Raw genomic sequence first — 14,355 nt, 5'->3', positions numbered from 1 at the left:
CGTTCAACGATAACGGTTTGTTACTCACCAATCTGTTCTGGACCCAACGGGCCGAAAACGGTTCATGGACGCTGCAAGTTGGGCAGATCGATGTCACGGATTTCGTTGACATCTACGGGTTGGTCAGCCCCTACAGTGGTTTCCAGAACCTGTCTTTCAATACCAATCCGACGATAAATACGCCCAACCAAGGCCTTGGTATTGCCGGTGGGATAAAGATGAGCGAAAACCTTTACGCTGTCGCGAGCGTGTCGGACGCAAACGCCGACCCGTCTGAGCCGAGTTTTGATGTGTTTAGCGACGGCAACCTCTTCAAATCACTCGAACTTGGCTACACCTCCGGCTTTGATCGCATCTACTTCGACAATATTCACCTGACTTTGTGGCATGCGGATGCGGCTGACGATGGCAGCCGAGCGGAAGACTATGGGGCTGCGTTCTCTGCGGCATGGTTTGTCGACAACAAGTGGATGCCGTTCTTTCGGGCAGGGGCCTCAAAAGGAACCGCAGCGCTTTATGATCGCTCGATCTCTGCCGGTCTGGGGTATTACGGTCGCAATACCGATCTGGCTGGTGTTGGCCTGAACTGGGCCGAAGCCAGGGGCATCGACGGGACACAGTTCACGCTTGAAGCCTTCTACCGGTTTTCAATCTCACCGGGGTTGCAGATCACACCATCACTGCAATTCATTTCCAACCCGCTGCTGAACCCCTCTCAGGACGACATCACACTGTTCGGCCTCAGAACGCGGATCGTTTTCTGAGGGGAGGTCATGCGGTGGCAAAACAAAACAGCTGAGGAGGCACTGTCATGAAGACCCTGTTGGCCGTAAGCGCCATAGCGATCACTTTTGGTGGCGCGTTACATGCGAGTGAGGAAAGCAAGACGTGGGAGGCGTCAGAAGAAGCGAAGCAGTTTGTGCAGGATACAATTGTCCTTGGCATGTTGGCCAGCCCCTATGGCACCGGTTGGACCGAAGACGAGCAGCTTCACACCTACTTCGCGCGTGCGCGGGACAACGGCATTACGGGGCATGAGATGACGCTTGCCGCTGCGGATATGTCTTTCGACACCTTTCTTGATCAACATTACCATTTTCGCGCCGCCATGGCGCAGCAACCGGAAAACTACCTCATCGTGAATGAAACCCGCGATATTGAGGCGGCCCACATACAGGGCAAGACGGCGGTCATCTGGAACAGCCAAACGGCCACGATTCTGGACGGCGATCTAAGGAAGATGGCAGTGCTCAAGGATATGGGGGTCAAAAGTATGATCCTTGCTTACAATGACATTTTCCGCACTGGTTCCGGGCAGTTGGCGGCCTACAACGGGCGCGACATTGGTCTGACGCCTTGGGGGAAGTCAGTCATCGACGAAATGGTACGGTTCGGCATCCTGCTGGACCTAAGCCACACCGGGTCCAAAACGGCAAACGACGCCATGGATTACATGGATGAAAACTATCCCGGCGTGCCTTACGTTTACACGCACTCGGTTCCTGCAGGGTTGTACGCGAATGGGCCCAATGCGACGCCAAAGGGGTGTTATCGCGCCATCCCCGACGATGAGGCGCTGCGCGCGGCCAAGTCCGGTGGCTACGTTTCTCCGACGTTCACCGAGTGGATGATGGATGGCGTCTGGCCCGAGGATATCTCGCCCAAGCAGGCGGCTGATATGATCGACTACTATGTCCAGCTTGTTGGCGTCGACCATGTTGGGATCGCGACGGACGACATGTTCTCGACCGAGCTTGTTGTGCAGTTCGCAACTGCCAACGCAAGCATGTACGATGACGGCGGCTATATGATCGACGCCTTCAACAAAGGGGCGACCGGCAACGGCGAACTGGCCAAAATCCTTGCGGCGATTACCGATGATCTTTGGGCAAGGGGCTATTCAAACGAGGATCTTGCAAAGATATACGGCGGCAACAAGATGCGGGTTTATGCGCAAGTTTGGGAAGGTAAACCACCCGAACAATTCCTGAAAGAATACCCCGAGCGTCTGCGTCTGAGGCAAGAACTGCGTGATGGGTTCTATTCGCGTTAGGTTATTAGGCGCTTATTGAAAGAAGGCAGGTTACATTCCGCAAGGGTGAGGCTTACGCCCCACCCATTGCTAGTTAGTCCCGCCTCCAATGAAGTTGCAGATTGTTGTGGTGGCAAAGTTCGATCTGCGTCCGGAACGCCTGATCGCGAACACCGCCTATGGCACAGGACCAATCTTGGGCTGGGACGGCTCTGATTGCGTGGCTCATGTGGTGCAAATGACGAATTCCTCCTCGCCGCGACTGCCCAGAACTTCTGCGAACTGGCCAAGATTATTCCCGCATCGCAGCAAACGCGAAAAGCCTGATCAGAGAGGCGCGCGCCTCAGTACAAAAGGCGACGTTCTGCGTCAGCAACACGTTGTTTTTCAACAGAATGCAGCAGCAAGCTGACATACGCGCACATACAAAAATTCGCTTTGACAGTGACGGTCTTCGTGTTTCGGGCAGAATAAGAAGCGAATTATTGGGCGATGGGAAGCTCGAGCGTGATGCTAGCGCCTTTTTCGACTTGGTTGATCGCGACCGCTCCTCCGTGGCGCTTCGCTACAGCTGAGACAATCGACAACCCTAAACCGCTACCTTCGGAATACTCCAGCTGCGAAAATCGACTGAAAACGGCTTCGCTTTGGTCGGGTGAAAGGCCGGTTCCGTCATCGGATACGGTCAGTTTGACGATCCCTTCTTCACAGAGCAGCACAACTGAAATTCGACTCAGTTTTGCACCGCCGTGCTTAACCGCGTTGTCCAGCAGGTTTTTGATAGCTTCGGCCAAAAAGACCCGATCTCCCGAGACCAGGATTGCCGGTGCTGGCATTATGACTTCAAAATCTATCCCTTTTGCGAGGATATGAACGCCCATGTCAGCGCAGGTTTCTTCCACAACCGCACGGAAATCAATCTTGTCCATCTGATCCTGGTGCGTAGGCTGCCGCAACCGCTCCAACGACAAAAGCTGCTCGGCCACCGTGGCGGAGTTTTTCGCTGCCGACACAAGCTCGATAATCCGTTTGTCCTTGTCCTCATCCGTTTTTGCGTCCCGCAACGCCTCGGCCATGGACTGGACCGCTGCCGCCGGATTTCGCAGCTGATGCGCGGCTTCAGAGATAAACACTTGATGGGCGTTGATGCTGTGCTCGACCTGTCCAAACAGCCGGTTCAGGGTTTTGACAATACCATGGACCTCGACCGGAACCTGGCGTTTGATTTCACTCAGGTCATCGGGTGAGCGCAAGTCGATGGCATTCTGTAAATCCAGCAAGGGTCGCAGACCGCGCGCGACGCCGAACCAAACAACAATGGCCAGGGTTGCCAACAGGATACCCATCAGGATCGCAGCGCGGATCGACAGTTCATTGGCAAAAGCGTCACGGTCCGCGATGCGCTGCCAAGCCGTAACTGTTGCATCGCCCACCAGGTTATCCAGTGTGATCCGTTCGGTCATTTTCAGCACGCGCACCGGCTCATCCCGATAGACCGCCTCGAAAAACCGGGGCTGGTACGCGTCCTGCTCAGACGGGTTTGCAGCGGCCGGAGGGTATGCGTACCCCGTGACGTAGATACCGCCGGGTCCGGTGACGTGATAGAAGATCTCTCCGCCTGACGCGTCGCGGATCAAGCTGCGCGTGGTGGGCGACAGGGCATCGCCTTCTGACACCGCCACATCGCGTGAAATGGCCAGGCCGGCGGATAACAGGCTGTCGTCAAAAAGCTCCTGCGCCGTCTGCTGGGCAACTGTATAGCGCCAGTATCCAAGCAGGATCGCGAGCAGTACCAATGGCGTCAGGATCAGAATGAAAAGCCTGAGCCTGAGCGAACCGTGCCGGATCACTTTTGCACCTCAAGCAGATATCCAAGGCCACGGGCAGTCTTGATCCGGATGCCAAAATTCTGAAGGCGCTTGCGCAGTCGTGACACATGCGGCTCGACGGCTGAATCGTCGACATCAGCGCCCACCCCGTAGACGTAGTCGGTCAACTGACTCTTGGGGACGATCCTGCCGCGTCGTTCCAGCAAGCATTCAAGCACGGCCATTTCCCGACGCGGCACATCGAGCACTTGGCCCTTTGCGCTGACCTGCCGCGCGGTGCGGTCGAATTCCAGATCTCCGATGGTCTCTTGCGTGCCGTAGTCCAGTTGTTTGCGGCGGGATAGGGCGCGGATGCGGGCCTCAAGTTCGTCCATCTCGAACGGTTTCACCAAGTAATCGTCAGCGCCCATATCCAGGCCCGAAACGCGGTCGCTGGTCTCGGTGCGCGCGGTCAGCAGGATGACGGGTGCGCTGTCACCCCGGTTGCGAAGGGACCGCAAAATCTCAAGCCCTGACCGTCCCGGCAGGTTGATGTCCAGAACGATCAGGTCTGCGCCTTCTTGCTCCAGATACAAATCGGCCGCGCCGCCATCCGTCAGCACATCAGCAGCATGGCCCCGATCCCGCAGGCGATAGGCAATGGCGTTGGCAAGGGTTTCATTATCCTCGACGATGACGATCCGCATTTGGGCTCCTGCAAGTTTCGCGCAAGGTTGGCGCTCCATGATTGCCAGATGGGAGGGGGAATCAACCCCGCAGTTCTATTTGCAATCACGGTGGTGCAGCGCGCGCTGACGTGTTTGTCTGGTCAACAGGGAGGAACCAATGGCCATTTCCAACTTCACCCGCCGCGCCGTCGTGGGGCTGATCGCCGCCGCCGGACTCGCCGCACCTGCCGCTGCCGAGGTCGATTTCTCGGGCAAGACCATCGAATGGGTCATTCCGTTCTCGGAAACGGGAGGGTCTGCCAAATGGGCCAACTTCTTCGCGCCGCTTCTGTCTGAGGCATTGCCAGGTCAGCCGACTGTGGTTGTGAAATTTATGCCCGGTGCGGGTTCGACCAAAGGCGCGAACTGGTTCCAGGAGCAGAGCCATGATGATGGTACCCTGCTGTTCGGCACATCCGGTTCAACCCAGTTCCCGTATCTGCTGAGCGATCCGCGCGTGCGCTATGAATACAATGACTGGATTCCGGTCATGGCGTCGGGCACCGGTGGCGTTGCCTATCTGAACGCCGAGGATGGCGCCAAGTTTGATGGTTCTGCCAATGCTTTGAAAGACACCAACTTCATCTACGGTTCACAGGGCGCGACGCGACTGGATCTGGTCCCGCTGCTGGCGTGGCAGATGTTGGGTATGAATGTGGAACCGGTATTTGGTATCAAAGGCCGTGGTGATGGTCGCCTGATGTTTGAACGTGGTGAGGCCAATATCGATTACCAGACGTCCTCGGGCTATCTGGGCGGGTCTGCCCCGCTGGTTGAGGCTGGTCAGGCTGTGCCGATGATGACATGGGGCGCGCTGGATGCGGATGGCAACATCGTGCGCGACCCGACATTCCCGGATATTCCGACCTTTAAAGAGGTTTGCGAGGCCACAGATGGTTGCGAAACCAGTGGTGAGGCTTGGGATGCGTGGAAAGCCTTCTTCGTGGCAGGCTTCCCGGTTCAGAAACTGGCCTTCCTGCCCGGTGACACGCCACAGGAAGTGGTCGACGCATATACCGCAGCGTTCCAAGCCGTGACCGAGCGTGGTGACTTCGCCGATATTTCCTCGAAACGAGTCGGCAAGTATCCGGTGTTCGTCGGTGACGGTTCGAAATCTGCACTGCAAACAGCGACCAATGTCGATGACAATGCTAAGCAGTATGTCCTGAACTGGCTCAAAGAAGCGTATGGCGTCGAACTGAACTAAGCCGACACGCCGCAGCGCGTGCCCTGACAAAGGGCACGCGCCTTTCTGCTCACAAGACAACTTATGAAAGGCGGCCGCTATGGAGGTTTTCGCCACCGCTCTTCCTGCGCTTGGTGATGCGTGGGGTCTTATCCTGCAACCAATCGTTCTGGGTTATCTTGTGCTCGGCGTCGTTATGGGGCTGGCTGTAGGTGTTTTCCCAGGGCTTGGAGGCATTGCCGGCCTGTCGCTGTTGCTGCCTTTTATGTTCGGCATGGACCCAATCTTGGGGCTGGCACTGATGATCGGCATGGTTGCGGTGGTGCCGACCTCGGACACGTTCGCGTCCGTCTTGATGGGCATCCCCGGCAGTTCCGCCTCGCAAGCTACGGTGCTGGACGGCTTTCCGATGGCAAAAAAAGGCGAGGCTGCGCGGGCCTTGTCAGCAGCTTTTTCCTCGTCCCTATTCGGAGGTCTGGTCGGCGCGACCTTCCTGACCATGTTCATCCTGATCGCGCGGCCCATTGTTCTGGCCTTCGGTCTGCCCGAAATGCTGATGATCACCATTCTGGGCCTGTCGATGGTCGCTATCTTGGCAGGGCGTATTCCCCTAAAGGGAGTTGCCGCCGCCGGGCTGGGCTTGATGGTTGGTACGATTGGTGAGGCCGACGCAGGTGGTTCGCTGCGTATGGCGACTTATGACATTCCCTATCTGACTGATGGCCTGAAACTGGTCATCGTAGGGCTGGGTATTTTTGCCGTGCCCGAAATCGTCTCACTGCTGCGGCAAGATCGTTCGATAGCCAAAGGGGCATCTCTGGGGGCCGGTTGGCTGGACGGGGTCAAAGACTGGTTCGCCAATATCTGGCTTTCGGTCCGCTGTTCGATCATCGGTGTGGTTGTCGGTGTCATTCCTGGGCTCGGAGGCTCGGTGGTCGACTGGATCGCCTATGGCCATTCGGTTCAATCCACGAAGGACAAGAGCAACTTTGGCAAAGGCGAAGTGCGCGGGGTCATCGGCCCGGAAAGCTCGAACAACGCCAAAGAGGGCGGGGGGCTCGTGCCGACCCTGCTGTTTGGCATTCCCGGTTCTGGCTCGATGGCCATCTTCATCGGCGCGGTCGCGCTGTTGGGGTCGGGCGATATCGAGGTCGGGCCGAGCATGCTCAAGGACAATCTCGACATCACCTATTCGATTGTCTGGTTGCTGGCGCTTGCCAACGTGGTTGGCACCATCCTGTGCATCGCGGCCTCGGGCGGGATCGCCAAGCTGACCACAATCCGTTTCACCTATCTGGCACCGTTCCTGTTCATGCTGATCAGCTTTGCAGCGTTCCAGTCCGGTCAGAATTTCGAAGACCTGCTGGCCCTGTTCGTGATTGGCCTGATTGGCATCTTCCTGCGCCGTTTCGACTGGTCGCGTCCGGCCTTCCTGATCGGTTTCGTTCTGTCGAACCCGGTCGAGAAATTCACCAATCAGGCCTTCCAGATCGCCTCGTTCCGGTTCCGCAAGAGCTTTGGCGAGGGCATGGAATACGTCTTCAGCCCCATCGTCATCGTGCTGATCGTGGTCACAGTTGTTTCTGTCATTCTGGGCATCCGGCAAGCCAAGATGATCATGGCCGAAGGTGATGTGCAGGCAGGTACGAAGCGCGCACCATTGGTCTTCCTGCTGGTGATCATGGCCTATCTGATCGTCGCTTTGGTCAACGCCAATATGATCCCTGACTACAATATGACCGACAAAATCATCCCGTTGGTGATCGGCAGCGTGTCTTTGTTCTGCTGCGTGATCCTGTTGATCCAGATGATGCGGCGGCCCGAGGGCGACGCGATTTTTGCCGATAAGGAAATTGCCGGTGAAGACGCAACTGCACCCCATGGCCTGTGGTCCACTCTGGCGTGGTTCGCCAGCCTGATCGCGGCAACCTGGGTGGTGGGGTTCATCCTCGCGCTTCTGGGTTTCCTGATCGCGTTTTTCCGCATCCGGGCCGGGGCAAGCTGGCAGATGACGCTGATCCTGACCGCCTGCGGCATCGGTTTCATGTGCCTGATGGCGGGCGCACTGAACCGCGATTTCCCGCCAGGTCTGTTGCAGGACATGGTCAGCCTGCCCTGGCCGCTGAAGTGAGGGATCCAAAATGACCCAAACCGCAATCCCTTACATATTCATGCGCGGCGGCACGTCGAAAGGTCCATATTTCCGCCGCTCAGACTTGCCCGAGGATCTGGACATATTGGCCGAAGTGCTGATCGCCGCGCTTGGGTCCGGGCAATCTCTGAACATCGATGGCATCGGAGGCGGCGCGGCGGTGACCACCAAGGTTGCCATGCTATCGGTCAGTGATGATGAGTGGGCGGATATCGATTATTTTTTCGCGCAGGTCTCGGTCGAGGAAAAGCTGGTCGATTTCAAACCCACCTGCGGCAACATCTTGTCCGGCGTTGCCCCTGCCGCCATCGAAATGGGATTGTTCCAGCCGCGGGGCGATGAAACTGAGATCCGCATTCGGGCTGTTAACACCGGAGCCCGGGTTGTGGCCAAAGTGAACACGCCAGGGGGTGAATTGACCTATGAGGGTGATGCGGAAATCGCTGGCGTTCCCGGTCATTCCGCGCCGGTGCAGCTGAGTTTCATGGGCGTAGTGGGATCGGCCACCGGGGCGTTTCTGCCCACGGGAAATCTTCGCGATACCGTTCAGGGCATCGAACTGACCTGCATGGATGTCGCCATGCCGATGGCCATCGCCCGCGCCGCCGACTTCGGGTTGACGGGCTACGAAAACGCGGAGGAGTTGGATGCCAACCGCGCCTTTTTTGACCGGATGGAGGCGGTGCGGATCGAGGCCGGGGAACGGATGGGTATGGGCGATGTGTCCAAGTCGGTAACCCCCAAATTCGGCCTCGTCGCACCGGCCAGAGAGGGCGGAACACTTGCTGTTCGGTATTTCATGCCGTGGAAGACCCACCCGACCATGGCGGTCACCGGCGCGCAATGCATGGCGTCCTGTGCGCTGACGCCTGGCACAGTGGCGGACGGTTTGCTGGATCGCCCCACGACAAGCTCGGCTGAGGTCGTACTGGAACACGCCTCGGGCAAGATCGACGTGCTGGTAGACTTTTCCACCACCGATGGGTTCTCTGTGGACGCGGCGGGCTTAGTGCGGACCGCGCGCAAGTTGGCGGACGGGCATGTTTATGTACCGCAATCCGTTTGGAACGGGTGTTGATCAGGCGTCATCCATTTGGTATACTACGGTATACAATATGGGAGGACACGATGGACGACTACTCGGAATGCCTCGATATCGCGCGCCAGGAGCTCAGGTTGGCGCAATCAGCATTGCGGAGGGATATGGCAGAGTACCCGACACCGATCGCCGGGTGCGATGAGCAGTTCAACCATCTGCTGGACCAAAGCGAACGGGTTCGAAACGCGCTGGCAGCACTCGAAGCGCCGCATTTTGTTCCTACCCCGAGAAAACTGACCATTGGGCAGGGTATTGAAAGCCGATGAAGATACACATTCTGGACGACTGGTTCGACACGCTGCGGGGTTTGTCATGTTTTAAGAGGCTGACCGGTCATGAAGTGACCGTATGGACAGATCGTGTCGAACACACTGACATTCTGGCCGAGCGATTGAAGGACGCGGAGGTGCTTGTCCTGTTCCGCGAACGTACAAAAGTCACCCGCGACCTGCTGGAGAAATTGCCGAAGCTGAAACTGATCAGCCAGCGCAGTGTTTATCCTCATGTCGATGTCGCAGCCTGCACAGATAACGGTGTGCTGCTTTGTTCGAACATGCATGGTGGTACGCCGTCTTACGCCGCAGCTGAACTCACTTGGGCACTGATCATGGCCGGGATGCGGGATTTGCCCGCACAGATGGCCTCGGTCAAAGCAGGACGTTGGCAGGCCGGCGTGGGCAAAACGCTGCGGGGACGTCAGCTCGGGCTCTATGGCTATGGCCGCATTGCTCGGGCCGTTGCGGGCTATGCCGAGGCATTCGGGATGAATGTTGTCTGGTGGTCGTCTGAGCAAGGCCGGGCACGTGCGCGGGCGGATGGTGTGCAGGTCGCGGCCAGCCGTAAAGCGTTCTTTGCCGACAGCGACGTTGTCTCAGTCCATGTGCGCCTGAAACCGGACACGCGCGGGATCATCACCGCATCGGATTTTGCACAAATGCAGCCGGGCGCGCTGTTTGTGAACACCTCGCGGGCTGGGCTGATCGCTCCGGGTGCCTTGTTGGAAGCGCTGAACGCCGGTCGCCCTGGCAAAGCGGCCATTGATGTATTCGATGCCGAGCCACTGAATGACCCAAATGATCCCTTGTTGGCACATCCAAACCTGATAGCGACGCCGCATATCGGCTTTGTCACCGAGGATGAGTTCGACCTGCAATTCGCAGATATTTTCGATCAGGTGAATGCCTATTCCGAAGGCGCTCCGATCCATATGATCAACCCCGAGGTCTGGACCAACGCAGAATAAGATTCGCTGCAATGGGCACGCATGTAATGACCCTTACTATCCGCGTCAGGTGGTGGGTGATCACAAAGCCCAATTCCACAGATGCGTGCCACCTGACACGTTTGCGACAGATCCCCCCCGGGGTCATCTCTGCGGAGACATCCACGCGGTTTCTGCGTCGCTGCAAGATTGGCGACTTACATATTCTTCAAATCGTGAAACCGGCGAAATTTGCCTATTTTTTGTCCAAGTCCAAAGTATCTGTCTAAAATTTAGACACATGATGTGGAAGTAAGCAGATTTGGAAAATGCAGATTAGTGTTCTGCCCCTTCAACAGAGAAACAAGTGGCACCCAACGAAACTCTAAAGGTGTCCTATAACCCAAGTTGCAGCCATATTGCCCACGCACAGTGCTGTGCCACCGCGTGCCGCTGGCGCTGTAAGCCTGAGTACCAAGCAATTGGGCGACAGGACGGTGCTGAACAAGTTTCGCCAGTCTGGGTCTTATAAATGTCTGTTCCCCAGAACCAATACTTCGGATCTTGACGCCGTTCTTCTCAACACGGCAGGCGGCGTAACCGGAGGCGATTCATTTCGATTTGCCGGTAAGGCAGCGAAAGGGACGGCGCTGACTTTGACAACACAAGCCTGCGAGCGCGCCTACAAGGCCCAGCCGGAAGAATGTGGCCAGATTACCAATCTTCTGACGGTTGAGGCTGAAGCCCGGATAAACTGGTTGCCGCAAGAGACTATTCTGTTCAATGGCAGTGCTCTGGACCGACGCCTGAAAATCGAGATGGCTAAGGATGCCGAGATGCTGATGGTCGAGCCGCTCGTCTTCGGGCGCATCGCAATGGGCGAAACGCTGACCGATATTCGTCTAAACGACCGGATCGAGATACGACGCCAGGGAAAGACGGTGTTCCTTGACGCGATCCGGTTCTCTGGTGATTGGCACAAGCATATGTCCAGCCCGCATATTGCAAACGGCGCAGGGGCGATGGCGCTGATCGTCTTTGCCTCAGCGTTAGCTGAAAGTCATCTGGATTCTATTCGCGAAATGCTGCCCGAGGACGCAGGGGCAACATTAATCCGGGACGACCTTCTGGCAGTCCGTGTTCTGGCTGACAACAGCCTGACCCTTCGCCGCACAGTGATGCCGGTTTTGCGCAGGCTGAACAAAGGCAGATTACCCCGATGCTGGATGCTCTGACATGAACCTTACACCCAGAGAAAAAGACAAACTGCTGATCGCCATGGCTGCCGAGGTCGCCCGAAAACGGCTGGACCGAGGCGTCAAACTGAACCACCCCGAGGCCATCGCCCTGATCACCGACGCCGTGGTCGAGGGCGCGCGCGATGGCCGTTCTGTCGCTGACATGATGCAAGCCGGGGCCGAAGTGATCACCCGCGATCAATGCATGGAAGGCGTGCCCGAGATGATCCACGAGGTGCAAGTCGAAGCCACCTTTCCGGATGGCACCAAGCTTGTGACCGTCCACAACCCAATTCGCTAAAAAAGGACCACAGATATGACACGTATGCTTTTCCCCGCTCTGATCCTTGCTGGCCCCGCTGCGGCCCATACGGACACGCATATCCACGCCCACGCCACAGACTACGCCGCGTTGGGTGTTGGCCTTGCCGTCATCGCGCTGGCGGCGCTGGTCGTGATCACGAAGCTTCCGAAATGATCCCTGGTGAGATCATACCTGCCAAAGGTTCACTGACGCTCAACGCAGGGCGCAGCAGTCGTCTTGTCATTGTCGCCAATACAGGTGATCGACCGGTACAAGTCGGCAGCCACTACCATTTTGCCGAAGCGAACTCTGCTTTGGATTTTGATCGGTATGTAGCCTTGGGGATGCGATTGGACATCCCAGCAGGCACTGCTGTGCGATTTGAACCCGGCCAAACGCGCGAGGTTATGTTGGTACCCTACGACGGGCGCCGCCACATCTATGGTTTCAATGCACATATCATGGGGGCTCTGAAAGATGCCGGGCAAGATCAGCCGGAGTGACTATGCCTCCATGTTCGGCCCAACGGTCGGTGACAAAGTACGATTGGCCGATACCGATCTGATTATCGAGGTCGAGAAAGACCTGATCGTCGAGCGCGCAACGGCTGCACGTTTCAGCGAGACCGGGCACCGCGAAGACGTCTATGGAGAAGAGGTCAAGTTTGGTGGCGGCAAAGTCATTCGGGACGGTATGGGGCAATCTCAGGTCACACGCGCCGAAGGAGCCGTGGACACGGTGATCACCAACGCGCTGATCGTCGATCATTCCGGCATCTACAAAGCGGATGTGGGGCTGAAAGACGGGCGTATCGCCAAGATCGGCAAAGCCGGAAACCCCGATACACAGCCTGGCGTCGACATCATCATCGGCCCCGGCACCGAGATCATTGCGGGCGAAGGACGCATTCTGACCGCTGGCGGGTTCGACAGTCATATCCACTTCATCTGCCCACAACAGATCGAAGATGCCTTGCATTCCGGCCTGACCACGATGCTGGGCGGCGGCACCGGTCCGGCGCATGGGACTTTGGCGACCACTTGCACCCCCGGCCCCTGGCATATCGGGCGGATGTTGCAGGCAGCGGATGCGTTTCCGATGAATCTGGCCTTCGCGGGCAAGGGCAACGCCTCACTGCCCGCAGCGCTTGAGGAACAGGTGAAAGCCGGGGCTTGTGCCCTGAAACTGCACGAAGACTGGGGTACCACCCCCGCCGCCATCGATTGCTGCCTTTCGGTGGCTGATGCGATGGACGTGCAGGTAATGATCCACACAGACACGCTGAACGAATCCGGCTTTGTCGAGAACACCGTAGCCGCCATGAAAGGCCGCACAATTCATGCGTTCCACACCGAAGGCGCAGGCGGGGGCCACGCCCCGGACATCATCAAGATCTGCGGTGAGAACCATGTTCTGCCGTCCTCGACCAATCCCACGCGGCCCTTCACCGTGAACACGGTTGAGGAGCATCTGGATATGCTGATGGTGTGTCACCATCTCGACAAATCTATCCCCGAGGACGTGGCCTTTGCTGAAAGCCGCATCCGGCGTGAGACCATCGCCGCCGAAGATATCCTGCACGACATGGGGGCATTCAGCATCATCGCGTCAGACAGTCAGGCCATGGGCCGCGTCGGAGAGGTCTTGATCCGCACGTGGCAAACTGCGGACAAGATGAAGAAACAGCGTGGACGTTTACCCGAGGAAACCGGTGAGAACGACAATTTTCGCGTCCGCCGCTACATCGCGAAATACACCATCAACCCTGCCATTGCACACGGTCTGAGCCACGAAATCGGAAGCATCGAGGAAGGCAAACGCGCTGACCTTGTTCTTTGGAACCCTGCTTTCTTCGGGGTGAAACCAGAGATGGTTTTGCTGGGTGGCACAATCGCCTGCGCTCAGATGGGGGATCCAAACGCATCGATCCCTACGCCGCAGCCGGTCTACAGTCGCCCGATGTTTGGCGCGTACGGGCGATCGGTAGAAAATTCAGCGATCACTTTTGTCTCGCAAGCAGCCTATGCAGACGGGCTTGGTGATACACTGGGATTGGCAAAAAAGACCGTCGCAGTCCAAAACACGCGAGAGATTGGCAAACAGGATCTTTTGCTGAACGACACGACGCCTCGTGTCGAAGTCGACCCGGAAACCTACGAAGTCCGGGCAGATGGCGAATTGCTGACCTGCCAACCCGCCGAAACGCTGCCGATGGCACAACGATACTTTTTATTCTGACCAAAAAATGTGCTGCGTTGCGGCAAGCGCAAGGCGGAAATGACCAAACACTATCTACTGAGTGAGGCCGATATGACACATATTGAACCCCATGGGAGGACCAACGTTCACGAGGGTCCAAATGGCACATTCAACAACACATACGAACGCGCACTTTTCGCTGCCCGGTTTGATCGCAAACATCGGTTCGTCGATTTACTCGGCTCTGACAAGGTTAGCCGAAGCCCAATCCCGCGTTCGGCAAGTCGAATTCCTGCAATCGCTCAGCGACGAAGAGTTGAAAAAACGCGGTCTGACACGCGAACGGATCGTGCACCGGGTCTTTGCGGATTCAATCTGGCTCTCATCACTCCCACCGCAGAGGAGGCG

Annotated in this window: 14 protein-coding genes; 12 read left to right on the top strand and 2 right to left on the bottom strand. The window is 57.3% G+C overall.

What is annotated here, in order from left to right; genetic code table 11:
- Both AC2FNU_RS04930 and AC2FNU_RS04925 read left to right on the top strand, forming a co-directional pair.
- Positions 1 to 764, top strand: a 764-nt coding sequence (locus AC2FNU_RS04930; protein ID WP_496785563.1) for a carbohydrate porin, incomplete at its 5' end; no start/stop codon positions are given.
- Positions 765 to 811: 47 nt separating this feature from the next.
- Complete coding sequence (locus AC2FNU_RS04925; RefSeq protein ID WP_496785561.1) at positions 812 to 2,053, top strand: membrane dipeptidase; 1,242 nt, start codon at positions 812 to 814, stop codon at positions 2,051 to 2,053.
- A 461-nt stretch (positions 2,054 to 2,514) separates the two neighbouring features.
- On the opposite strand, the gene AC2FNU_RS04920 is transcribed toward AC2FNU_RS04925, so the two are convergent.
- Entirely contained in the window at positions 2,515 to 3,882 is a 1,368-nt protein-coding gene (locus AC2FNU_RS04920) for a sensor histidine kinase (protein ID WP_496785559.1), read from the bottom strand.
- On the bottom strand, positions 3,879 to 4,547 hold the full coding sequence (locus tag AC2FNU_RS04915; RefSeq protein ID WP_496785557.1) for a response regulator transcription factor: 669 nt from the start codon (positions 4,545 to 4,547) through the stop codon (positions 3,879 to 3,881). The genes AC2FNU_RS04920 and AC2FNU_RS04915 overlap by 4 nt, the downstream gene beginning before the upstream one ends.
- A 139-nt stretch (positions 4,548 to 4,686) precedes the next feature.
- On the opposite strand from AC2FNU_RS04915, the gene AC2FNU_RS04910 reads away from it, so the two are divergent.
- From AC2FNU_RS04910 to ureC, 10 genes are all read left to right on the top strand, one after another.
- Positions 4,687 to 5,775, top strand: coding sequence for a tricarboxylate transporter (locus AC2FNU_RS04910; RefSeq protein ID WP_496785553.1), 1,089 nt, complete (start codon positions 4,687 to 4,689; stop codon positions 5,773 to 5,775).
- 79 nt (positions 5,776 to 5,854) lie between these two features.
- On the top strand, positions 5,855 to 7,885 hold the full coding sequence (locus AC2FNU_RS04905) for a tripartite tricarboxylate transporter permease (protein WP_496785551.1): 2,031 nt from the start codon (positions 5,855 to 5,857) through the stop codon (positions 7,883 to 7,885).
- A gap of 10 nt (positions 7,886 to 7,895) precedes the next feature.
- On the top strand, positions 7,896 to 8,984 hold the full coding sequence (locus AC2FNU_RS04900; RefSeq protein WP_496785548.1) for a 4-oxalomesaconate tautomerase: 1,089 nt from the start codon (positions 7,896 to 7,898) through the stop codon (positions 8,982 to 8,984).
- Between the two features lie 50 nt (positions 8,985 to 9,034).
- Entirely contained in the window at positions 9,035 to 9,271 is a 237-nt protein-coding gene (locus AC2FNU_RS04895) for a hypothetical protein (RefSeq protein WP_496785546.1), read from the top strand.
- Positions 9,268 to 10,248 (top strand): D-2-hydroxyacid dehydrogenase family protein, encoded by a 981-nt coding sequence (locus AC2FNU_RS04890; RefSeq protein ID WP_496785544.1) that lies wholly within the window; start codon positions 9,268 to 9,270, stop codon positions 10,246 to 10,248. The genes AC2FNU_RS04895 and AC2FNU_RS04890 overlap by 4 nt, the downstream gene beginning before the upstream one ends.
- A gap of 395 nt (positions 10,249 to 10,643) precedes the next feature.
- Entirely contained in the window at positions 10,644 to 11,441 is a 798-nt protein-coding gene (locus tag AC2FNU_RS04885; protein WP_496785543.1) for an urease accessory protein UreD, read from the top strand.
- Between the two features lies 1 nt (position 11,442).
- Positions 11,443 to 11,745: an urease subunit gamma gene (locus AC2FNU_RS04880; protein WP_496785541.1), complete on the top strand. Its 303-nt coding sequence runs from the start codon at positions 11,443 to 11,445 to the stop codon at positions 11,743 to 11,745.
- A 15-nt stretch (positions 11,746 to 11,760) separates the two neighbouring features.
- The gene (locus AC2FNU_RS04875; protein ID WP_171095443.1) at positions 11,761 to 11,922 is read left to right on the top strand and encodes a hypothetical protein; all 162 of its coding nucleotides are present in this window, start codon (positions 11,761 to 11,763) and stop codon (positions 11,920 to 11,922) included.
- Positions 11,919 to 12,251 (top strand): urease subunit beta, encoded by a 333-nt coding sequence (locus AC2FNU_RS04870; protein ID WP_496785536.1) that lies wholly within the window; start codon positions 11,919 to 11,921, stop codon positions 12,249 to 12,251. Before AC2FNU_RS04875 ends, AC2FNU_RS04870 begins: the two co-directional genes overlap by 4 nt.
- On the top strand, positions 12,226 to 13,986 hold the full coding sequence (gene ureC / locus AC2FNU_RS04865; RefSeq protein WP_496785533.1) for an urease subunit alpha: 1,761 nt from the start codon (positions 12,226 to 12,228) through the stop codon (positions 13,984 to 13,986). The genes AC2FNU_RS04870 and ureC overlap by 26 nt, the downstream gene beginning before the upstream one ends.
- Positions 13,987 to 14,355 lie beyond the last annotated feature (369 nt).

The organism is Ruegeria sp. BHSB064 (assembly GCF_059613205.1).
This window is presented reverse-complemented; position numbering and strand designations above follow the sequence as displayed.

What these genes read in the sequence shown, in the direction of transcription:
- ureC (WP_496785533.1), top strand. Translation starts at nt 12,226, where the DNA reads ATGCCGGGCAAGATCAGCCGGAGTGACTATGCCTCCATGTTCGGCCCA.
- AC2FNU_RS04915 (WP_496785557.1), bottom strand. Translation starts at nt 4,547, where the DNA reads ATGCGGATCGTCATCGTCGAGGATAATGAAACCCTTGCCAACGCCATT.
- AC2FNU_RS04910 (WP_496785553.1), top strand. Translation starts at nt 4,687, where the DNA reads ATGGCCATTTCCAACTTCACCCGCCGCGCCGTCGTGGGGCTGATCGCC.
- AC2FNU_RS04870 (WP_496785536.1), top strand. Translation starts at nt 11,919, where the DNA reads ATGATCCCTGGTGAGATCATACCTGCCAAAGGTTCACTGACGCTCAAC.
- AC2FNU_RS04890 (WP_496785544.1), top strand. Translation starts at nt 9,268, where the DNA reads ATGAAGATACACATTCTGGACGACTGGTTCGACACGCTGCGGGGTTTG.
- AC2FNU_RS04880 (WP_496785541.1), top strand. Translation starts at nt 11,443, where the DNA reads ATGAACCTTACACCCAGAGAAAAAGACAAACTGCTGATCGCCATGGCT.
- AC2FNU_RS04895 (WP_496785546.1), top strand. Translation starts at nt 9,035, where the DNA reads ATGGACGACTACTCGGAATGCCTCGATATCGCGCGCCAGGAGCTCAGG.
- AC2FNU_RS04905 (WP_496785551.1), top strand. Translation starts at nt 5,855, where the DNA reads ATGGAGGTTTTCGCCACCGCTCTTCCTGCGCTTGGTGATGCGTGGGGT.
- AC2FNU_RS04925 (WP_496785561.1), top strand. Translation starts at nt 812, where the DNA reads ATGAAGACCCTGTTGGCCGTAAGCGCCATAGCGATCACTTTTGGTGGC.
- AC2FNU_RS04875 (WP_171095443.1), top strand. Translation starts at nt 11,761, where the DNA reads ATGACACGTATGCTTTTCCCCGCTCTGATCCTTGCTGGCCCCGCTGCG.
- AC2FNU_RS04900 (WP_496785548.1), top strand. Translation starts at nt 7,896, where the DNA reads ATGACCCAAACCGCAATCCCTTACATATTCATGCGCGGCGGCACGTCG.